Origin of the sequence: Psychroserpens sp. (assembly GCF_034670085.1) — a bacterium.
In the GTDB taxonomy this organism is placed as follows: Bacteria; Bacteroidota; Bacteroidia; order Flavobacteriales; family Flavobacteriaceae; genus Psychroserpens.
Genome location: NZ_JAXMOD010000001.1, coordinates 1 through 23596 on the forward strand (window position 1 = coordinate 1; position 23596 = coordinate 23596).

18 protein-coding genes are annotated in these 23596 nt (G+C 31.9%); 9 read left to right on the forward strand and 9 right to left on the reverse strand.

The window, feature by feature from the left end; all coding sequences use genetic code 11:
* Positions 1-371: 371 nt before the first annotated feature.
* The 5 genes from VOI25_RS00005 to VOI25_RS00025 form a co-directional block, all read right to left on the reverse strand.
* Positions 372-2321, reverse strand: coding sequence for a putative porin (locus tag VOI25_RS00005; RefSeq protein ID WP_323786816.1), 1950 nt, complete (start codon positions 2319-2321; stop codon positions 372-374).
* A gap of 271 nt (positions 2322-2592) precedes the next feature.
* Positions 2593-3525, reverse strand: coding sequence for a hypothetical protein (locus VOI25_RS00010; protein WP_323786817.1), 933 nt, complete (start codon positions 3523-3525; stop codon positions 2593-2595).
* A 38-nt stretch (positions 3526-3563) separates the two neighbouring features.
* Positions 3564-4346, reverse strand: coding sequence for a hypothetical protein (locus VOI25_RS00015; protein WP_323786818.1), 783 nt, complete (start codon positions 4344-4346; stop codon positions 3564-3566).
* A 20-nt stretch (positions 4347-4366) separates the two neighbouring features.
* The gene (locus VOI25_RS00020; protein WP_323786819.1) at positions 4367-5854 is read right to left on the reverse strand and encodes a RagB/SusD family nutrient uptake outer membrane protein; all 1488 of its coding nucleotides are present in this window, start codon (positions 5852-5854) and stop codon (positions 4367-4369) included.
* 27 nt (positions 5855-5881) lie between these two features.
* Positions 5882-8920 (reverse strand): TonB-dependent receptor, encoded by a 3039-nt coding sequence (locus tag VOI25_RS00025; protein WP_323786820.1) that lies wholly within the window; start codon positions 8918-8920, stop codon positions 5882-5884.
* Between the two features lie 202 nt (positions 8921-9122).
* Here VOI25_RS00025 and VOI25_RS00030 point away from each other — a divergent pair, with 202 nt between their 5' ends.
* From VOI25_RS00030 to VOI25_RS00040, 3 genes are read left to right on the forward strand one after another with little or no spacing between them, the layout of a single operon-like run.
* A complete protein-coding gene (locus tag VOI25_RS00030; protein WP_323786821.1) occupies positions 9123-9725 on the forward strand; it encodes a ribonuclease HII in 603 nt (200 codons plus the stop codon).
* A 27-nt stretch (positions 9726-9752) separates the two neighbouring features.
* Positions 9753-12185, forward strand: coding sequence for a ribonuclease HII (locus tag VOI25_RS00035; protein ID WP_323786822.1), 2433 nt, complete (start codon positions 9753-9755; stop codon positions 12183-12185).
* Positions 12186-12231: 46 nt separating this feature from the next.
* Positions 12232-13281: a nucleoid-associated protein gene (locus tag VOI25_RS00040; RefSeq protein WP_323786823.1), complete on the forward strand. Its 1050-nt coding sequence runs from the start codon at positions 12232-12234 to the stop codon at positions 13279-13281.
* A 35-nt stretch (positions 13282-13316) separates the two neighbouring features.
* Here VOI25_RS00040 and VOI25_RS00045 read toward each other — a convergent pair whose 3' ends face one another.
* The 4 genes from VOI25_RS00045 to VOI25_RS00060 form a co-directional block, all read right to left on the reverse strand.
* Positions 13317-14894: a T9SS type A sorting domain-containing protein gene (locus VOI25_RS00045; protein WP_323786824.1), complete on the reverse strand. Its 1578-nt coding sequence runs from the start codon at positions 14892-14894 to the stop codon at positions 13317-13319.
* A gap of 70 nt (positions 14895-14964) precedes the next feature.
* Positions 14965-15663 carry a lipoyl(octanoyl) transferase LipB gene (gene lipB / locus VOI25_RS00050; RefSeq protein ID WP_323786825.1) on the reverse strand — a complete coding sequence of 233 codons (699 nt, stop codon included), beginning with the start codon at positions 15661-15663 and terminating at the stop codon, positions 14965-14967.
* Between the two features lie 4 nt (positions 15664-15667).
* Complete coding sequence (locus tag VOI25_RS00055; protein ID WP_323786826.1) at positions 15668-16456, reverse strand: hypothetical protein; 789 nt, start codon at positions 16454-16456, stop codon at positions 15668-15670.
* A 45-nt stretch (positions 16457-16501) separates the two neighbouring features.
* On the reverse strand, positions 16502-16660 hold the full coding sequence (locus tag VOI25_RS00060; protein WP_323786827.1) for a YqaE/Pmp3 family membrane protein: 159 nt from the start codon (positions 16658-16660) through the stop codon (positions 16502-16504).
* Between the two features lie 191 nt (positions 16661-16851).
* On the opposite strand from VOI25_RS00060, the gene VOI25_RS00065 reads away from it, so the two are divergent.
* The 6 genes from VOI25_RS00065 to lysS all read left to right on the forward strand — a co-directional run bounded on the left by VOI25_RS00065 (position 16852) and on the right by lysS (position 23462).
* Positions 16852-17865, forward strand: coding sequence for a helix-turn-helix transcriptional regulator (locus VOI25_RS00065; protein WP_323786828.1), 1014 nt, complete (start codon positions 16852-16854; stop codon positions 17863-17865).
* A gap of 109 nt (positions 17866-17974) precedes the next feature.
* Positions 17975-18430, forward strand: coding sequence for a DUF1573 domain-containing protein (locus VOI25_RS00070; protein WP_323786829.1), 456 nt, complete (start codon positions 17975-17977; stop codon positions 18428-18430).
* A 5-nt stretch (positions 18431-18435) separates the two neighbouring features.
* Positions 18436-19329: a hypothetical protein gene (locus tag VOI25_RS00075; protein WP_323786830.1), complete on the forward strand. Its 894-nt coding sequence runs from the start codon at positions 18436-18438 to the stop codon at positions 19327-19329.
* The gene (locus tag VOI25_RS00080; protein ID WP_323786831.1) at positions 19326-20480 is read left to right on the forward strand and encodes a hypothetical protein; all 1155 of its coding nucleotides are present in this window, start codon (positions 19326-19328) and stop codon (positions 20478-20480) included. Before VOI25_RS00075 ends, VOI25_RS00080 begins: the two co-directional genes overlap by 4 nt.
* Before the next feature lie 3 nt (positions 20481-20483).
* Positions 20484-21677 carry a hypothetical protein gene (locus tag VOI25_RS00085; RefSeq protein ID WP_323786833.1) on the forward strand — a complete coding sequence of 398 codons (1194 nt, stop codon included), beginning with the start codon at positions 20484-20486 and terminating at the stop codon, positions 21675-21677.
* Between the two features lie 93 nt (positions 21678-21770).
* Positions 21771-23462: a lysine--tRNA ligase gene (gene lysS, locus VOI25_RS00090; protein WP_323786834.1), complete on the forward strand. Its 1692-nt coding sequence runs from the start codon at positions 21771-21773 to the stop codon at positions 23460-23462.
* The last annotated feature ends 134 nt before the right edge of the window (positions 23463-23596 follow it).

The following is a 23596-nucleotide window of genomic DNA, read 5'->3' on the forward strand; positions in this document are numbered from 1 at the left end:
ATTATTTACTTAAAACCTTTATGCCTTAAGCGGGTGCAAATATAAAACCCTTTTTTAATTCCTACAATACTATTTTAAGTTTTTTTTAAATTATTTTTTATTCAAACTATAAACTAATACTATCACTCAACTTTTACTAAACTTATCTCGCTTAGCGGGTGCAAATATACAACCCCTTATTTCTTTTATCCAAACCTTTTTTAAACTATTTTTAAACTATTTTTTTTTACCACTTCTAACCCCTTAATATGAGTAGGTTGTAGCTCCTAAACCTTAATTAATTTATTAAAATATATACTTTTATACCTTATACATAACTTATTATTGTATCTCAATTTTTAAGATAGCAATAATTTTTTAATAAGATTTTATTACAAAAAGAAATTCCATACAAGTCCAAAACGGATAGCGAAATCTCTATAAGGATAATTTGGAGCAGAAAAATAATTGTAACCAGAAAAAGCTGAATTAAAGTGTTCTGCTTTAAAAAAGATTCTTGTTTGCCTTATTTTTGCATTAATAAAAAAATCTAATCTAGGAAAACCACCAATCTTGGTGTCATTTTGAACATAGAATTCTGCTAGTAATGGATCGTACGCATCCATATTATACTCAGTAAAATAATTCAAAGTTACTCCTGTTTGAAGAAACAGAGCTTTTTTAAAGAAATTATTTGAATAGTATAATGTATTTCTAGTAATAAACTCAGGAACATTCATGATTTGCTCTCCATCAATAACTCTTTGATACATTATGGTATTATCTAAGGCAAACTTTCCATATTTAATTTCTTTATTAAATTGAACTTTAAAATAATTAATTTGCACATGACTTTGAATTGGTTTTATTACATCACTGTCATTTATTTTTCCAAAAAATGTATAATTATCAATATTCGTATATTCAAAAGCGAGATTTGCAATTTTAGTGGATTTCAATTCAAACTTAAACTTCTTAGAAGTTACATTTTTAAAAGAATCTACATTATTCCAATTATAATTAATATAATCACTCATATATAGTAAATAATTATAATTAGGTGCTGACGAATTTAGGGCTAAAGAAGCATCAATATTAAAATCATCACTAAATTTATATTTAGCATTTGCAATAATAAAATTACCATTAAATTCTCCACTAATATTAGTCAGCGCTTCACCAGACAAATACAATCCACCAAATTTCTTTTTATACTTAACACCTAAAGCCAAAGTATTACCTTTAATTCTATTAGGCAGCACCACTTCATTTAAAACTGTTACACTATCATAACCATAATTATAATTATTATAGTCCATACTTACTTGAAACTCTCCTAAAGTTCTATTTTCATAGTTAAAATAAAATCTGTTATAAAAATTCTCAAGTGTAGTTTTATCTAAAATAGAACTAACAAATGCATCTCCAAAAAAATCACTTTGTTGTGTCTGATCAAATTGATAATATTTATCTTCAAAATTAATAGATTGACCAATTGTTAACGTGTTACTAATTGAATCATTTTCTTTAACCAAAGCAAACTCATGATCTAAAACAAAACGTTTACCTTTTAAAATGTTACTAGCGTTTTCGAAATTTGGATCAAAAACACCTCTATCTATAAAAACATCAATTCCGTTTTCAAAATTTATAACATCCTCATCTTTTAATCCTCCATTTTCTTCATTAAACAAATCTTGAGTTACAATATGAGTTCTAGCATTATATCTTCCATTTTTAGTTTTATAATTAGCTGTAAACCTTAAATTACCAGTACTAGTTACTATATGCTGATAATTACCCAATGATCTTAATCCCTTATAAGCTATTGAAAAATTAAACTGAGGAGAAGTATTAACTGTAAAAAACGCATCTAATAGCTGGCCTTGTTCAAAGGCGGTTTTAAAAAATAATTCTGTTAACGGAGTAGGAACATTATAATAGTTAATATCGTCAACTTCTAAATAATTAAAATGTTTAGCTCTAGCACCAAATAATGGAAGAACATTATTTTGTGAAAAATCCTTACTCAAAGAATTATAAGTTTGCCCGATATTAGAAAAAGGAATAAGTCCAAAATTATCCCTTCTTAAATAATTAAACTTATACTCTTTAGTAATACTTAGTGTTGTATCTAAATAAATAGTATCTCTTTCGAAGTTGACGATTTTATACTGTTCAATTTTAGCTATTATTTCCTTTGTCTTTGACTTGCTTTTTATATTTGGCCTAATAGAATCATTTGAAACATTATTCATTTCTGCTCTATTTGATTTCAAAACTTGAGCATAAGAAAGCTGAACAACAAAAATCGTGATTAAGGCACCTATAAATTTATTCATATTTTACTTTAGTTAGACAAAACTATGTATTTAAAACGTAAAATAAATGGTAATATATATTTTTCGAAATAGAAATATATTAATAAATCTTTAAGTGGAAAATACTATTTATCATTTACAATAATTTTAACGTTAGTATACATTTCCATTCCCAACAGAAAAAGTAAAAAACTAATCATTAAAAACGTAAAAAAAAATCTCCAAAAGCAAAATTGCTTTTGGAGATTTAAAATTATTTTGAGAAAATTAAAATTAACTCAAATCAGATTTTCTATTGTCTAGTTAATGTGAATGAAGAATCATAAGGTCCACCACAAGAAGAATCAGGATCTTCAGTATATTTAATAGTAACAACATCATCATCATTACAAATACTCCATAGTGTACTGTTTGCTCCAGCATCTACATAAATATACTCAGGGTTACCAGCACCACATGCAATACCTGAACCTACGAGACCTAATTTAATAGTATCATCATCTGCAAATTCGATAGTAATAAATTGCTGAGCAGGAACAAACGCAGGTAAAATTGCTGCACTAAATGTTCTTGCATTAGGATTAAAAGGATCAATCGCTAAAGTAACAATTCCACTTTCAAAATTTTCTGTTCCATTTCCAGGTCCAATAGTTGCAACTGCATCCATAAGCATATAATCTCCAACGAAATAATCATCAGGAATACTATCTGGATTAGCACATAAAATACTAACTCTTTGAACAATTGGCTTATCGGCTCCAGCTAAACCTACTGTAATATTAGCGTTATTTGTTGCAGTTAATACTACATCAAAAACCATCAATTCAGTAATGAATGGAATTTCAGAAACATCAAATTCGATATTTGCTAAATAAACATACCCTATTCCAGTATTGTTGTCAGGTCCAGCATAACTACTTTCTCCTGCAGGACTAACGATTGTACCATCATTAGAAAATACATCATTAGGATCTAATCCAGAAACAGGAACCAAGTTATAGCTAATTGTTAAATCTTCAGCTACTACAGGAACTTGTATATCTACTGGCACGTTAAATGAAGGCTGTGTTTCAGTATTAACCTGAATTATTGCATCATTAGTTTCAGCAAATTGGATCCAACCAATATTTTCTTCAGCGTTATAACCAATACCATTTTTCTCCTCACATGCAAAGAAAAACGAGACAACCAGTATAAGGCTTGATATTTTTATAAATGTTTTCATATTTTATTATTTAAGTTTTAGTTTTAATCTTATTCAAACTATAAATTAATACAGAAAGGTGTTACATCTTCGCTTCCAAAGTTACCTTCACCAGCTGCATGTGTTATAATTGAACAACTTAATTTATATGTTCCAGTTATATTTCCATCAAATAAACCATCACCAAATGCATCAGTAATAGTGAATGTATAACAACCATCAGGCAAATTAAAGTTATAAGTATAAGTTGCCGCAGCAATAGAACCCGAAGGAGCTCCATTAGGACAATCAGCATAATCAGAACATTGTACAACAATTGAACCATCACTATCATCAGTAATCATCCAATTTCTTTCATCAGCATAAGCATCTTCAACGATTTCAAGTGTCACATCGTTACAGATAAGCTTTTTAAGATAATTAAACGTTGTTGACTCTGAACCTACTACAGAAACACCATCTGGTAAATCTAAGTTTAAGATTAATTCAAATGAAACTGCCTCAGGAAGGTTGTCAAAGTTACCAAAAGTAACGTCTAATGTTCCATCATAAGATCCTGCAGGAATCGAAAGTGATCCAATAGAGTAATCAGCAGCCATACCAGTTGAAGATTCATCTACAGATACATTATAAGACCTTGCCGCATCAGATGTAGTTGTCGACTGTACATTAACTGTTACAGTTATACCTTCTTCAGGTATTACCACAGATGTTGCTGTTGTTGTAAAACCAACACCAACTTGTGATCCATCATAAATCGTATTTATGTTCGCATCTTCCTGATCACATGCCATAAAAGCAAGGACTAAGAAAGAAGCGAAAATCATTTTTATATTTTTCATAATATATTATTTTTTTTTGTTTAGTATTGAGGATTCTGTTGTATCCCTGTATTAGCAGTAATTTCAGCTAAAGGAATAGGCAATGTAAATCTATAATCATTTGCAGGAAGTGTACATCCTGATAATAACGAACATTCTTTAGCATCTCTATCAATAGCTCTGTTACCTCTACTACCTAGACGTTTTAAATCAACCCAACGGTGACCTTCAAACAAGAACTCTAATCTTCTTTCATCTAAAATACCACCAAATGCTTCTGCTTGATTAGAAAACACAAGAGTTGGTTGATCTGAACCAAATCTAGCATCTCTTAACTGATCAATAAAATTAGCTGCAGTAGTTAATTGATTTGCATCAGCAGCAGCTTCAGCTCTAATTAATAACATTTCAGCAGATCTAAATACTTTTAAATCATTCATTAAAGGTTGAGCATTAAAACCTGGGTATTTCCAAACTATTAATACATCATCATTAAGGAAATTATCATTAGTTGCATAACCTGCATCAATTGTAGACTCAGCTAAATTCACTGCTCTTGGCAAACGAATATCACTTGTTCCGTCCATAATATTATAAGTAGAACGCGAGATTTCCATGAATGGTCCTCCACCAGCAGTAGGATCAATAAAAGCAAATAAGCTTCCTGCCCATCCACCTCCAGCAGTACCTTGTCCATCGTAAGAGTCTCCTCTTGCTCTTTCTAAGCTAAAGATAACTTCAGTAAAATCAGCATCATCATACATGTTAAAAAACTGAGCTTGGTTTGCAATAGGATATGAAGCTAATAAACTTGCTGCTAACGCATCAGCAGTAGCATATTGTCCTCTATAAGCAGCCATTCTAGCTCTAAGAGCAGTAATAAAATCTTGCCCCATGAATGTAAACCCTGTTGTATCAGCATCAGTTCCATTGATAAGTCCTGCAGCAGTATTTAAATCAGCAGTAATCTGATCATAAAAAGCTCCATTAGTACTTCTTGGCACGCTTGCAAAAATATCTTCAGTAGGTTGTGTTAATAGAAGTCCTGCTAAAGCATTATCATCTGCATAATCTGTTGAGAAGTAAGTCAAGATTTGAAAGTGACTATAAGCTCTAATCGCATAAGCTTGACCTAAAACATGGTCATAAAGACTAGGATCTTCACTTCTATCTATAGATTGAGCAGCCTCAATAATTCTGTTAGCCATACCTATAGCTCCATAATTATTTGCCCAAATTTGGAAAACATAACCATCACCACTGTTCAAGTTAAAATTCTGAACATTTAGGTTTTGTCCACCATTATCTCTTCCTCTAAAGGATTCGTCTGTAAAAGCAGCTGTAAAGCCCATCTCTGGTGTTACATCTAGGAAATTATAAGCTCCTAATAAGCCTCCTTTAAGATCTGAAACAGATCTAAAAGCATTTTCTGCTCCTAATCGTCCTGGTTGGTCTATCTCAATAGCATCGTTACACGACACTACAGATAGAATCATACAGGCACATATTAATTTATATATTTTTTTCATCTTTATATTATTTTTCTTTAACATTAATTAAAATCCAAACTCGATACCAAGTGAATATGTTTTTGGTGTTGGATAACCGTTTTGTGCTGCTCCAAGAGCTTCAGCATCAAAACCTCTCCATTTACTCCAAGTAACTAAGTTCTCTCCACTTACAAAAGCTCTAAGTGATGTAAATCCAATCTTATCTAATGCTTTTCTAGGAACATTATAACCAAACTGAATAAAACGTAATCTCAAGTAATCAGATTCTCTAAGATGTCTATCAGAAAGTCCTTCATCACTAGCATTTGTAGCATTAAGCGAAGGTATATCTGTAATATCTCCTGGTTGAGTCCAAGCTCTAAGTATATCTCTTGAATGTCTAAACTGTCCAATAGCAGTTGGATCTAAGAATCCTTGTAAATCGAAATCATAACGATCAACTCCTATAGTATAGTTAAATTGGGTAGTAAAGAAGAAATTCTTATAATCAGCATCTAAACCAAAACTACCTTGAAAATCAGGATATATATTTTTATTTGTTGCTCTTTGATCACTATTAGTAATATCCTCAGTAAGGTTACCATCGATATCTAAGAATAATAGATTACCATTAGCAGGATTAACTCCAGCATAAGGTGCAGCATAAATCTCTGCAATTGGTCCACCTACTCTTAAACCAAAAGGCACATCACCACCTGGTCCAAGATCAAGAATTTCTTGCTTGTTGTAGTTACCTACTAAGTTAAGTGTAACATTTAATCCATTATCTTGATTAGATTTGAATAAGTCATAGTGTAATTCTAAATCAACACCTCTGTTTTCTAATTCACCTACGTTTGCACTAATACTAGTAACACCTCCATTTAAAGATGGTGCAATTGGCGTAGCAATGAATAAGTCTTCTGTATTTCTCTTATAAAAATCAACACTACCTCTTACTCTATTATTTGCTAAAGCAAAATCAAGTCCGATGTTAGCTTGTACAATAGTTTCCCATTTAAGATCGTTGTTACCAATTTGACCTACTGTCAAACCATTAACACCTCCATACTGTCCACCAGTATTGAATAAATCTCTAGTTAAATCTGCTGCACCAAAGTAAGCAAACTGACCTGCGAAACTAATAATTCTCTGGTTACCTGTAGTACCGTAAGAACCTCTTAACTTTAATTCGTTAAAAAATGATCCGTTCATAAACTCTTCGTTAGAAATGTTCCAACGTCCAGAAACTGCCCAGAATGTTCCCCATCTGTTAGATGATGCGAAACGGTAAGAAGCATCACGTCTTAAAGTTGCAGAAAAACCATATCTTTTATCATAATCGTAATCAGCATAACCAAAATACGAGAATAAACCTGCATTCTGAATATTTGCTCTACCTGTATCAACGTAGTTATCATCATTTGTATTATCATTAACAAATGCTGAACCATCTCCAGGAGAGAATGTTGCTGGATCAAAACCTAATTGTCTAAAACCAAATGTTTTGTAGTGTGCTTTAAAATATTCTGAGAATAATGACACTTCAACAGTGTGCTTATCATTAAATACTTTTGTCCAAGTTAAAGAGTTGTTGAAGTTCATTGCAACAGTTCTTGTAACGTCTTGATCAGAGAAACCAGGAGTATTATCACCAGTAGCAGCGAATAACAATGCGTTAAACGAGTATGGCGCTTCTACACGAAGTAAATGCTCATCAGTGAAATCTCCACCAAATGAAGTTCTAAACGTTAAGTTATCAGTAAACGCATAACTTGCATTCACATTAGCAATAACTTTAATTTCACTCTCTTTTCTTGTATACGTATCTATTCTGTCTAATAAGAATAATGGCGTATTAGCAAATACAACTGGAATGTTTCCACCTTGATAAATTTCGTAAGAACTAGGTGAGATATAAGGTACACTTTGATTAGCTCCTAATACGAAGTTTCTGTTAATCGCTCCAGAACCAATACTGTTTGGCTCATTTGATTCAGAATAGTTGAATGTAAATGAAGTTCCATAGTTAAATTTCCCATCACTAGATTTACCAGAAACGTTATTTCTAAAGTTGAAACGTTTCAAATCACTCGCTTTTTTCAAGATACCTTCTTGATCTGTATAACCAAAAGAAGTAAATGAGTTCAAGTTAGCTCCACCAGAAGATAAGTTTAAAGTGTGACTCTGAGTTAAACCAGTTCCGAAAAACACATCTAACCACTCTGTATTTACTTGGCGTGCTCTAATAGCAAGTTCAGCATCAGAAAGAGTAGCTCCGAATCCAGAACCAAAATCTTTTTCTAATTGCAACTGCTCTCTTGAGTTCATCAAGTTATAATCATGATTTTGAAGCGTTGAGAAACTTGTTGTTCCTATGTAATTGATTTTAAGTCCAGACTCATATGAACCACGTCTTGTTTTAATCAATACAACACCATTCGCACCTCTATTTCCATAGATCGCTGTAGCACCTGCATCTTTTAAAACAGATAAAGATTCAATATCATTTGGATTCAAACTTCTAAAGTTATCCTCATCTACTGGAACACCATCTATAATAAATAATGGCTCTGTGTTACCAGATAAAGAAGATACACCTCTTAAGTTAATTGTACTATCACCACCTGGTTGACCATTACCTGTTGTAATGTTTAAACCTGCAACTTGACCTTGCAACGTTTGTGCAAAGGATGCATTAGGTCGTCCTTCAACCGTTTTAGCAGTAATCGTTGTTGAAGCAATATTAGAAGTTTCTTTGGTAGAAGTTCTATACGCTTCAATTACCACTTCTTCTAAAGCTTCTAAATTGTCTTCCATTGCAACATCAACCTTTGTAGCGTTACCTACAGCTCTTTCTGTTGTCTTCATAGACAAAAATGAAAATACCAATGTCTCATCAGCACTAGCTTTAATAGTATAATTACCATCAAAATCTGTTTGAACTCCTCTTGAAGTCCCTTTTACAATTACATTCACACCAGGTAATGGTAAACCATCAGATGCTCCAGTAACTGTTCCTGTGATTGTTTTCTCTTGTGCAAAAGAGAATTGCATCACAAACGCCATAAAAAGCGTCATTAACCATGTTAACTTTAATTTCATAAAACAATTATTTGAGTTAGTCTAGCGCAAACATCTTAATAATATATTAAATAAGCAAGTATTTTACCTAAAAAAATGTTAACAAGCTCAGATTTAAAATATTCCAAAAAAATTGCGCAACCTCTGTCTTATTTAGTATGTAGATACATTTTTATACAATTGGTTGCGTTAAAATTTTAACTTTGTCCAAACTTTAACATTCTTGACCCTTTTAGCTAACTTTTCGAAATTAAATTTAGAGTGCGGAACCGATGAAGCAGGTAGAGGTTGTTTAGCTGGTCCAGTCACCGCTTCTGCTGTTATACTGCCTGATAATTTCTCTAATAACCTATTAAATGATTCTAAACTGCTTTCAGAAAAAAAAAGAGAGCATTTGAAACCTATAATTGAGGACGAAGCAATTTCATTTGCTGTGTCTCATGTGTTTCAAGACGATATAGACAGCATCAATATATTAAATGCTTCAATTTTAGCTATGCATAAGTCCATAGATAAGTTAAAACCACAACCCAATTTTATAATTGTTGACGGAAATAGATTTAAACCCTATTTAACAATTCCACACCAAACCATTATTAAAGGTGACAGTAAATTTCTTTCTATAGCTGCTGCTTCAGTTCTAGCCAAAACTTATAGAGATTTGTATATGGCAGAAATTCATAAAGAATACCCAATGTATAATTGGATCAAAAACAAAGGCTATCCGACTAAAGAACACAGAGAGGCTATTAAAAAATATGGCGTCACGAAATACCATAGAAAATCTTTTAGATTATTGCCTGAACAATTCAAATTAGAACTGTAACTTTTTATATTTGTAAAAACCTTTTCAATGAAAAACATTTGGTTGCTAATCGTTTTATGCGTTTTCACTTTAAGTTGTAAGAGAGATAAAAAAAAAGCATCAGACCTTATTAGTTACATTCCTGAAAATTCGTCGGTAATTATTAAGACTAATTCCTTAGAAAGTTTAAAAAGTGCTGTAAACACAAATTTCCTTATTCAAGAATTACTCAATTATTCTGAGATTAAAGATTTAAACAACAAGCTAAAGCCAATTTCTTACCTCAAACCTGAAACAGAATGTTACATCTCATTATCGAAGGACCAAAATGATAGTTTAGAAATAAGCTTCATTACACATTTTAAAACTTCAGTTTTCGAATTAGATTCTATTCCAAATTTAATTTCTGAAAAATTTGCAACTCAAAGCAAGTCGATATCAAAACTCACTATTGACAATTCTATTTTTTACTCCTATATAAAGGACAGCATTTTATTTATTTCAAATAGATTAAAATTGGTTGAAGCTTCGTTTCAACAAAAAGAACTCGATCTAGAATTACAAAAACTAATTAATGTTTCAAATACAAACAAATCTGTTTCTCTATTAATCAATTTGAAACAAAATGAGTTTAAGCCATTGTACTTTAAAGATTCAGTGCTGAATGCTACTCGATTTTCTAATTATGTATTACTTGATGCTGATATTTCACAAAATGACATTGTATTGAACGGAATTTCAAAAGCTACCGACTCAACTAAAAGTATAATAAATGTATTTAAGAACAGTATTCCACAAGAAAATAAAATAGCAAAGGTAATCCCGTTTGATAGTGATTATTTCCTAAGCTTTACATTTAATGATATAAAAGCTTTTGAAGAGCAATTATCACTACATAAGGCTTCAGATTCTTTACAACTAGATTTATCTCCCTTTGAAACTATAATAGAAGGTGGTTATTTTGAAAAAAACAATCAAAGAGGAATTATTCTTCAGTCTATTGATGCATCTGCAACTCAAGAATACTTTTCACAACGTCGTCACTCTACTTTCAGATCGGTTGACATATATAATGTAGAAAATTCTGATCTTATAAGTACGTTGTTTTCGCCTTTTATTCCGGAAACAACCTTGACATACTACGCTAACGTTGAAGACTACTTTGTTTTCACAAAAGATATAGATTTCCTAGAAACAATTATTGCTAATTTTCAAAACAATACAACACTTTCGGAGACAAGCCACTTTAAAGACTTGATGCTCAAATTAAGTGATGAGTCGTCCTTATTTATTTATGCGAATGAAAACGATTTAAACAGTATTTTAAATTTGAATTTTAATGCTGACAAAAATTTAAATTTAAAAGATTATAAAACTTCAGCCATGCAATATATATACGATACAAATTATGCGCATGTTAATGCCGTTTTTAAAACCAACAAATCAGGAGTTAGAAACAATGCTGTTACCGAAGATTTAAATATTACGTTGGATGCAAGTATTTTAACAAAACCTCAACTTGTCAATAATCACAGTAACAACCAAAAAGACATCGCAATACAAGATATCAATAACAATCTTTACCTTATTTCTAACCAAGGAAAGATATTCTGGAAAAAACAACTCGATGGAAGAATACTTGGAAACATCGAACAGATTGACATGTATAAAAACGGACGATTACAACTTGTATTCGCTACAGAAAGCAAATTATATGTTTTGGACAGAAACGGAAAGAACGTTTCACCATTTCCACTACGTTTTAATGACAAAATAACCCAACCAATTTCTGTTTTTGATTATGACAAGAAAAGGAACTACAGATTGATGCTTACTCAAGGAAAAAACATTTTAATGTATGATCAAAAGGGTAAAATTGTCAGTGGATTTAAATATAAATCTGCAAAAAACAACATTACAACACAACCAAAACATTTTAGGGTCTCTCGCAAAGACTATATAGTTTTTGCTGATGGCAACACCATGGAGGTTTTAGATCGTGTTGGGAAAAGGAGAGTTAGCGTTAAAGAAAAAATTGATTTCTCGGAAAATGAAATTTATCTGTATCACAATAATTTCACAACCAGTAATTCATCAGGTGAACTATTAGAAGTTAATCAAAAAGGAAAAATAAGCCACAAAAATTTGAATCTTAGTGAAAAACATTCTATTACAACTACTAGCAAAACCCTTGTTGCATTATCAGATAATAAACTGACGATAAAAACTAAAACTATAAATTTGGATTTTGGAGATTATACAGCGCCAGAAATATTTTATATCAATGATAAAATTTATGTTAGTGTTACAGATTTACAAGCAAAAAAAGTATACCTTTTTGATAGTCAAGCAAAGCCAATAAACAACTTTCCAGTATATGGAAATTCTGCAATTGAAATGGAAGATATTGACAATGACAATTCTTTAGAGGTTATTGTAAAAGGAGATGATAATTCGATTATTATTTACGAAATAAACTAAACAAATCACCACATCTTTACCAAGGTAAAAACGATACAATTACAACATGATTAAACGCACTAAAGCATCCATATCAAAATGCATTCTTCATAAGGTCGGAAACAAATTCAACAGTACAAAAAATGCGTTTTCAGAAAAAGAACTCGAGTTTGATGAAATAAGTTATGACCTTATTCTTCCTTATCTACTCCGTCCTTTTTCAAACTTAGCTGAATCATATCGTTTTAATCATCACTCTAATGTTGATCTCAATGAAATCAACAGTTATGCTTCTCAATTACTTAATGATGATTCAGATTTTATTGCAACTTCTAAACACATTGTAATGCACTTATTTGAACAATCAAATTCGGCTCAAATTAAAACAGGAGATGTTATCATTTGTAAGTTTCATGATCTAGAGTATGAAGATTTCCAAACTGATGCTATTGGGATCTTTAAAGTTGAAAATAAATCACACTTCTTTCAAACCTATTTAGAAAACAACAGCTACGACATTATTACACAAAAAGGGATTGCTACAAAGAAGGTAGACAAAGGCTGTTTAATACTTAATGCAGCAGATGGTGAAGGCAAAATTGTATTAAGTGTTGACCATAATAATTATGATGCTCAGTATTGGATTAAAAGCTTCCTAAACGTTAAATATCCTGATGATTCTAATGAGCATACTAAGAATTATATTGAGATGTGTCGTGAGTTTTCAAAGGAGGTTATGCAACCTCAATTTGGCGGACAAGAACAGAGTAATTTCTTAGCAAAAACGGTCGACTTTTTTAAGGAAAATGAGATTGTAAACATCGAAACATTTAAAGACGATGTTTTTGAAAAAGAAGAGACTATTCAACTTTTTGAAGACTATAAAAAAGTCTATGAAAGTGATCACAACATTCTAATTAGAAACCAATTTGATGTTTCAGAAATTGTACTGAAAAAGCAGAAGCAAAAGATTAAAACTGAAATCAAACTTGACACCAATATTCAAATAAAATTGGATGTTGATGCGCCTGACGCTTCTGCCGAATACTTAGAACGCGGCTATGATGATGAGAAAAAAATGCACTATTACAAGGTGTTTTTCAACGAGGAAGCCTAATTAGTTTCCGTTTAAATAATTACACCTTAAATAGACTATTCTATTACAAACTTTTTCGCTCTCGTCAGACCATCTTTTTGAATAAGCAAAATGTAATTTCCAGAGTTTAAACTAGAGATATCTAGCTTTAATTTGCTGTCTAAAACATTCAGTACTTGTTCTTGAACTAGACGTCCTTGAATATCATATACACGAGTTAATATGTCACTACCTTCGAAGCCAATGTTTTCTGAAAAGCTAACGTTTAATTCAGATGTAGCAGGAATTGGATATACTGAAAACAAGGTTGTATTCAAGCTTATTTCATCAATGTTCAAGACCTCGGCTTCGAGATAATCTGGAATACCATTAATATTAGTATCGTCATCTGTTGGATCTCCATTTCCGTTGTAATCTTCATCTAAAGTCAATACACCGTCACCATCATCATCAAAATCTAAATGATTTGGAATACCATCACCATCAGTATCTAAGGTAGTTGCTGTAGATGTATTATTTCTATCTCCAAATACCAATTCAATATTCGTTAGTACAGTATCACCATCGTCATCATCATCTAAGTAATTAGGAATGCCATCGCCATCTGTGTCGTCATCATTTAAATTACCATTATTATTAACATCTTCTTCTCCATTTGTTAAACCATCGGTATCTCCATCTTCTTCACAGTTGATCAAAACGATATTTAAATCGAATAATTGAGCTCCATTATTGATGTCAATCGTATAAGAATTACCACCAGAAACTACTGTAACATCGCCATTTACTTCTAAATCGCTACTATCTAAAATGGCAATCGTATTTGACGTATCATCTAAATTGAATAACTCTAAAATACTTGTTTTATAAGCATCTATATTAAATGCTTCATTATTATCATTAGCCACATCACAAATAGCTACATTAAAACCATTTAAAAAACTCATTGGTGTAAAACGCCATGCTTCTTCTTGAGCTTCCCAAACACTAGTATTTCTTCCAGGAGCTGCAATGCCTTCCAATTCACCTCCAACCATAGCTTGTAAGCCAACAACAGCTAAACCACCATTCCACAGTTCACAATTAGGTTTATCTGTAATCACAACATCAATAATTCCACTAGTTTCATGTATTATCATTTGACATGTGGAAAGAAATGGTTCACATTGTCCGAATTGTGGATTATTTTCATAGGTTATATGAAAACGTCTATTTGGTGATTCACCTGTTACACCTGTGAAAATAGCCCCAACAGAAGTTGAATTATCCATATCATGAAACACACCAAAAATTGAAGGATAAGGTATATTTAAACTCGGGATCGTATAAACTGGATTACCACTATTATTTGCACCTAAAGACCAAACTTGTCCTTCATTTGCTTCTGTGATATCAAAGGTAACACCACCATTAGTTCCAATTACAAATTGATTAGTAGTTGGTTCTTCAAAAAAATCAACCAAAAAAGGTAAGGTAATGACATCCGAATATCGATCATCAATACTAAACTGAATTACATCTTGTTCTTGATATACTTGATACGGTATGGATTCTACTATATAATGAAATGTGTTTTGAGTAAATCCGTATGCCGTAAAACATATAGCAAATAGAAATGTCATTGATCTTTTCATGGTTGGCAAAATTTAGCTTAGGCATTAAAGATACAAATTGTAGGAAAAAATTACTTGAATTTAGTATAAACTATTTAAAATCAGCTTCAAAAAGCGCTTTAAAATGTTTTAATAGCTTTTCTTTCACTTCGGCTTCATCGACCATCTCTACTCCTAATTCAACATTTAGAGACGTTACAGCCTTACCTCTAATGCCACACGGAATAATGTTATCAAAGTATCCTAAATTAGCATTCACATTCAGGGCAAAACCATGCATGGTTACCCAACGACTTGCACGAACTCCCATAGCACATATTTTACGAGCGAAAGGCGTTCCAACATCCAACCAAACACCTGTTTCTCCTGGACTACGTTCGGTTTTCAAACCGTATTCAGCTAAAGTAAGTATAATCATTTCCTCTAAAAACCTGAGGTATTTATGAATGTCTGTAAAGAAATTATCTAAATCTAATATTGGATATCCTACGATTTGTCCTGGACCATGATAGGTAATATCTCCTCCTCTATTTATCTTGTAGAACGTTGCTCCTTTTTGAGTCAATTGTTCTTCAGAAAGTAACAAATTAGACACATCGCCACTTTTTCCCAACGTATAGACATGAGGATGCTCTACAAATAGAAAATAATTCTCTGTTGGTAAGCTTAAATTTTCTCGCCGATTTCTGATTTTAGAATCGACAATAGCTTTAAAAAGTTGTTCTTGGTAATCCCAAGTATCTTTAAAATCTTTGGTGCCTAAATCTTGTAATTGTATGCTTTTATTCAAAATTCTAATCTTCTAAAACAACATCTAAAGTCATTAATTCTGGCGACTTTATCATTTCTATAAAATTCATTTTTAAAGTCACTGTTTTCCCATCTTCACTAACAACAGCCTCTTTATTGGTTATAGATTTCACAGCTTTAGGGAACCGATATACTAATGTATAACTCATGGCTCCAAACATATCTTTAGCTTCTCCCATTTCTCCTATTTCTTTATTCAAGGCTTCAATATCTTCAGGAGATTGTTTATAATCCTTCATTAAAGCTCTTGAAAAGGTTTTTCCATCATAAGAAAAATCGACATATTCGAACATGTTTTCTGATGCTTTTGAAACAGCACTTTCATCCATTTTAGAATACTGAGCATTATTTTTAGAATTCAATTGTTTTGCTTGCTCTATTTTCTCCAAAACACTAGGTAGCTCATCCAAACTCTTAAATGATGATCCAATTCCAAAATCCATAACACCGTTAGCTTCATCCATTCGCATTTTCATTACGACACTTTCTAGAGCTTTTAACTGCTTTTGTTCTTCAATAGGTAAGGTTGCAATACTATCTGCTTTTTCAACTAGCATATCCTTAAAATAGACTACACTATCTAGTTTCACTTTCTCTTTTCCTTCCTTATTTTGCCCTCCACCCATTTCTTTTTCGAGTGTTTTAATAACTTCACTCATATCATAGCTCATAATGAATTCACCTGAACCATCTTCATTAAAAGTAATTTCTTCAGTGAAATTACAACTGGTGAAAATTGAAAGGCTAAAAAGCAATAGAAAAATATGTTTCATATCTTAAAAAATTAGGTCATTAAATAGGAAACAAAGATAGGTAATTTATCGTTCAGGATTATTCAAAATAACTAGGGCAGCTATGACGCCTGGAACCCAACCGCAAATCCATAATAAGAAGACAATAAAAATAGAACCACAACCCTTACCTATAACAGATAATGGCGGACAAACAATAGCGAGTAGTACTCTCCAAAAACTCATAATTTTAATTTTGATACTGAAACTAGTTCAGCATATTTGATTGATGATGTAACTATCTGACGCCTACATTATACATTTGTTACATAAAGACAATTATCCTTAAGGACATTTTCTATTAAAAGAATTTATAGTAGTTTAGTGCTGTGAGATATTTTATATTCATAACTGTACTTCTGTTCTATGGAAACACCATGACTGCGCAACATCATTTTGATGGCTACATCGATAATGAACGTTGGCAAAGTGATGTGTACTTATCTGTTATTGAAGATTATAGAACATTAAATGGCATTAATGACGAACAAATTATTTCTAAAGTAGATTCTGATGCTTCTGGCTATTTTCAGTTTAAAGGAAATCAATTAGATTCTCAGCAAAAAATCTACAAACTACATGTTGATAATTGCGAAACTTATAATCAAGGTAGTAATCATTTTGATGGTCATTGTGCTGATAGTAGAGATATTTTATTTATTGCTAAAAGCACCGATACTATCACATTTCCGTTATCTTTTGAAGCACAAATGTTTTGTGATATTACCTCAAATAACTCTAAAACTGCAGCCTTCATAAAAATTGATTCTTTAAAGGAAGAAATGAAGTTTGCCTATACCGAATTTAGAAGTAAAGCTAATAGAGAATTGAACAATAAAAAATGGTTTAAAACGCTTCAAGATTATGGTCAAAACCTCAACGAACCCTTAGCTGAACTCTATATTTACGCATTTTTATCAGATAGAAGTAATCAGTTTCATAATTACTATCTCGAAGATTTAAAGACCAACTCCTACTATGATGAATTATTAGAACGTCTAAAAGACAACTATTCAAATTCATCATATGCAATACAGTATGAAGCTGAATTGAATTCAGATAAATACATCCTATCGCCTTCTTCAGAGCATGCATCCAGTTTCAATTGGACTTTCTTAATTATTGGTTTATTATTCGCATCCGTTTTATTAAATCTTTGGTTCGTGTTTTCTGCTAAAAAAAGAAAGGTCAAACAACATACCGAAGCAAGGGATCAATTGACCAAGCAAGAGCAAAATGTTTTAGACCTTTTACTTGACGATAATACCAATAAAGACATTGCTGAAACGCTATTTGTAAGTGTAAGTACAGTAAAAACGCATGTAAACAATGTGTATAAAAAACTAAGAGTCAATTCTAGAGACGAATTAAAGTCACTGTTTGACAGGTAGTTACAAAATTCAACCTAGGGACTAGTACTCAATTCAAACCCTAAACAAACCCCTTTTTTCAGTTCAAACCTTGATGTTTGTGATCGTAATAATCAAAAAACGAACAGACATGAAACATCAAGTATCTATTAAAAAACGAAACAAAACAAATCATCTTTTCACAACGGTAAGCTTATTATGCATAATGCTTTTTAGCTGTAATAATTTTGCGCAAGAACTAGACACAACAGACCAGCTAGGCGTATTCCATTTTGAAGAAGAAGTTATTGATTATGGCAACATTGCTCAAAATGATAATGGCGTTAGGACATTTAAATTCACCAATAGAGGTCGAGCTCCTATTGTTATTTCCAAAGTAAAAACCACTTGCGGATGCACAGTCCCAACCTACCCTAAACAAGCTATTTTGCCTGGTGAATCTGGAACTATCGATATCAAGTATGCAACCAATAGAGTTGGTACGTTCTCAAAATCGATAACAGTTATATCAAACGCAGATAACGCTCAGAAAAAATTACGAATAAAAGGAAACGTCATAGCTAAAGCTAAACCAGCAGTAAACTAAAACCTATGAAAAACTATACTTTAATTCTGTTGACAATTTTATTTTCAATTGTCACAGAAGCTCAAGACATCAATAAAGAAATTGCAATAGAAGAGGAAACACCCTTTTTACTTGGAAAAATCAATAAAGATGGTTTAACCTCAGAAAATTACAATGATTGGTTCTCAAAAAACTTTGAAGATTATGAGGTAGATCAAGCCACAATAAACTCGATTGCCTCCAAACTTAAAGACTATCAAATCACACTATTTATGGGAACTTGGTGTGGTGATAGCAAAAAAGAAGTGCCTCGATTTTATAAAATCTTAGAGGCTTGTAATTTTCCTGAAGATCAGCTAACTGTTATTGCATTGAGCAAGAAGTCTTATATGTACAAACAAAGCCCAAATCATTACGAAGTAGGTTTAAATATACACCGCGTTCCAACTTTTATTTTTTATAAAGACAGAATAGAAGTCAACCGCATTGTTGAACATCCAGTAGAATCTTTAGAAAGAGACATCTTAAAAATAGTGACTTCAAACAAGTATGAATCTAAATATCAAATTGTTACTAAAATCAATACTATTTTAAAAGAAGATGGACTAAACGGGTTGAAAAAACAGAGTAAAAAATTGGTTAAAGCTTTTGATGGGAAAGTAACAAGCATGTTTGAACTCAATACTTATGGTCGCATATTATACTCAACAAACAGAATTGCTGAAGCTATCGAAGTCTTCAAATTAAACACACAATTATTTTCAGATCAACCTAGAACATATATGAGTTTAGCAAATACCAAAGGTATAACTGGCAATTCTGAAGCCGCTATAAAAGTTATTGAAAAAGCTATAAAGTTATTCCCAGATAATCAAGATCTCCTTAACAATTTAAAGAGCCTAAAAAGTGAAGCACAATGAGAACAACCAGCCTAACATTACTGTTATTCTTAGCTGTATGCAGTTTGAGTTCACAGACTCCAATTTTAAATATCAGTGCAGAAATTAAACTTCCAAAAGATAGTTTAGACAGTCAACATTTAATTTCATCTTTAAACAAGTTCTTGGTTGCAGCTCAAGCAGATGCAAAAATAAATGATTGGGTGTATCAACCAGAATTTTTGCAAACTACTCTTTTATTAGACGAAATTGAAGGGATTGAAAAAAAAGAAGATTCTTTATTTTACACACCAACTCTCCTCGATGTAAGCTCCATAGAAAATGAACAATATCTCATTCAAATTGCATATATAAGCACAATAAACGAAACCCCTTCACTGAGAGCAAACATTGAATTAATTGCTCATAAAGTCAAAGACAAATTTCTATTTTCATCACCTTTGGTTCGTAACACAAAACATTGGAAATCAACTTCAGTAGAAAACTACAGGTACTATTATAGAGATACTATGGATCTTCAAAAGGCAATAGAATATCAAAGATTAACTGCTTTTCACGATAAAAAACTAAAAATTGAACCAAAAAACACAACCGTCTATCTTTTTGATGATGACTTAATCGCACAACATTATTTCGGATTGAATTACAAGCTAGACTATAATGGAAGAGGTTCAAGCATCGTTTGGAGTGTTCAGCTAGATAATCAAGATATTTATGTCATTAACAATTCCAGGTTAATTGAATTTGATCCACATGATTTATGGCATAATCGACTAAGTCAAGTGACATCAAGACGAAAAGTAAATCATGCTGTTGACGAAGGTATTGCAACACTTTATGGCGGAAGTTGGGGTGTAAATTGGGAGGATATGTTTACAGAATTTCAAAACCAAATTCAATTTGACAAACATACTAATTGGTTAGAGTTACGTGAACAAAAATCATATTTTGAAACTCCTGGACATAAAAATCCAACAGAATTTATGATTACCGCTTTATTCGTAAAAAAAATAGAAAAAGAGCTTGGGTTTTCAGCGGTTTGGGAATTATTAAATGCAAAAGAGGAAGACGCTTATTTTAAAACCTTAGAAAAACTTACTGGTATTACCAAAAAGAACTATAACAAGGAGGTTTGGAAATTGGTAAATGAAGAGATCACAAAAAAAATTTAAACAATGACCAACTTAAAAAGTCTATTTCTCTTATGCACAGCGTGTTTTTTAATCACCCAACTATTAAGCGGCCAGGAAACACAAAACTTTCTGTTTACAAAGGGAGATCAAAACATCTCAGTCATCACCATGGGTGATATTAGTGCACCACATTGCTCAATTATTGAATATCCCGAATTTTTAGTTATTCATGAAATCCCAAAGATTCCTATCGACAGGAATAAACAAGATTCCATAAAGACAGAAGATGATAAAGCTAAACTTCTAATAACCTTTATAGACAGTATTTATTTAAACAAACCTATAAAGTATATTCTAAATTCACATCATCATACTCATAGCTTATCAACCATTACGTCATTTCTAGAACAAGGCGCAAAACTAGTAACAACAAAAGACAATCTTAAAACCCACAACAAAAAAGGGGTTTTTGGTAACAAAACAAGTGCATATTATTCCGAATCTATTATTGAAATTTCTTCTGACACTACCCTATTAGCAGAAACAAAAAACCCAATAGAAGTGCTATTTCTAGAGAAATCAGATTACAATAGCATTCCAACAACATCCTATTTATTTTTCAATTTTCCCAAGCAAAAATTACTTGCTACTTCCTGTATGACTTATCTGAAAGATACAAATGAAAAATATGGTTATAAAGGAATTGTATTTAACGATAGACTTATCGATGTAAAAAAAATTATAACTGACAAAAATCTAAAAGTTAAAAACACCTTGCAGCTCTATAAATTTACATACGAGAATGGCCAACAAAAACCTCCAATTTTCTCGATATCCCATCTTGAAAATGTATTGGAACATGGATGGCATAGAAGGAAACTTTCTGAACATTTCCAAAAAATGAGCTATGAAGAACTAACAACAAACAAAGACAATTTATTACTCTATCATATTGAAAATGACATCTACCACATCATTCTAAATCATGCAGTTTATGAATTGATTGAGAAGAAGGACTACCCAAAAGCTGTCTTGCTAGCACAAATTTTGCTCTTGTATGAACCCAATAGAATTGACTATATAGACACTTTAGGAGAAGCTCATTTTAACAATGGACAAATCAATATGGCAACATATTATGACGAAATCATAAAACAATCGAAATCAAATACTGAAGAATTAGGCTTAAACATGTGGGAAACAAACCAAAACAATAGACTAAAAAGCAACAACTGATAATTTACTGACTAGACCTAGAACTATTCTTAATAAAATTAGTACTATATATTTTGTAAATAATGTAATTTTGCACCTCAAAATACATTTAGTATGCAGCTTTCAGAACATGAAATAGTACGACGCGAAAAACTCGCAAAAATAAGAGCCTTAGGCATCAACCCTTATCCTGCAGATTTATATCCTGTAGATCATACATCAAAACAGGTTAAAACTACATTTCAAGAAGGCAAGAAGGTTATTATTGCTGGTCGTTTAATGTCTCGTCGTATTCAAGGAAATGCAAGTTTTGCCGAACTTCAAGATAGCGAAGGAAGAATACAAGTGTATTTCAACAGAGATGAAATCTGTACAGGAGATGATAAAAGTAAATATAACAATGTCTATAAAAAACTTTTAGACATTGGAGATTTCATTGGTATTGAAGGTGAATTGTTCACTACCAAAGTTGGAGAAAAAACAGTCATGGTAAAGGATTTTACACTTTTAAGTAAAGCGCTTAAACCATTACCACAACCAAGAGTTGATAGTGAAGGAAAAACACATGATGCCTTTACAGACCCTGAACAACGTTATAGACAACGTTACGCTGATTTAGTGGTTAATCCGCATGTTAAAGACGTATTTGTGAAACGTACAAAACTCTTCAATGCCATGCGTGATTTTTTCAATACAGCTGGTTATTTTGAAGTGGAAACACCAATATTACAACCTATTCCTGGAGGTGCTGCAGCACGTCCTTTTACAACACATCACAATAGTTTAGATATTCCATTATACATGAGAATTGCAAACGAACTATACTTAAAACGATTAATCGTTGGTGGATTTGATGGTGTGTATGAGTTCTCAAAAAACTTCAGAAATGAAGGGATGGACAGAACTCATAATCCGGAGTTCACGGCAATGGAAATCTATGTGTCATACAAAGATTACAACTGGATGATGGATTTCTGCGAGCGTTTATTAGAACATTGCGCAATAGCTGTAAACGGAACAACTGAAGCCACTTTTGGAGACCATAAAATTAACTTTAAAGCGCCTTATGCTCGTGTGACGATGGCAGATTCTATAAAGCATTTTACTGGTTTTGATATTAATGGTAAGTCTGAAGCTCAGATTCGTGAAGCTGCAAAAGGTATGGGAGTTGAAGTAGATGACACCATGGGTAAAGGAAAATTGATTGATGAGATTTTTGGAGAAAAATGTGAAGGCAATTATATTCAACCAACCTTCATTACAGATTACCCGAAAGAAATGAGTCCGTTATGTAAAGAACATCGTGATAATCCAGAATTAACTGAACGTTTTGAGCTTATGGTCTGCGGAAAAGAAATCGCAAACGCATATTCTGAATTGAACGACCCAATTGATCAACGCGAGCGTTTTGAACACCAGTTGAAACTTGCGGCAAAAGGGGATGATGAAGCAACCGAATTTATTGATTACGATTTCCTTCGTGCTTTAGAATATGGCATGCCTCCTACTTCAGGAATGGGAATTGGGATGGACAGACTAGTTATGTTTTTAACCAATAACCAATCTATTCAAGAGGTATTATTTTTCCCTCAAATGCGACCAGAACGTAAGCAAATTGAAATGAGTGAAGATGAAAAAGCGGTGTTTGAAGTGCTTAAATCTAATTCTCCTATCGACCTTAACGAACTTAAAGTTCAATCTGGCTTGAGTAATAAAAAATGGGACAAAACCATTAAAGGTTTAACTAGCAAAAAAGTTGCGAAAGTGATTAAAAATGAAGATGGTTTATTTGTTGAAGTGATTTAAAATAACTTTTATAATTACAAAAAAGAGTCACAATATTTGGCTCTTTTTTTATTTAAATATCATTAAAATTAATTTTGAATCAATCTAAATTTCTTAATTTCAAGGGTTAAAAAGAACTTCACAACGAATTAATG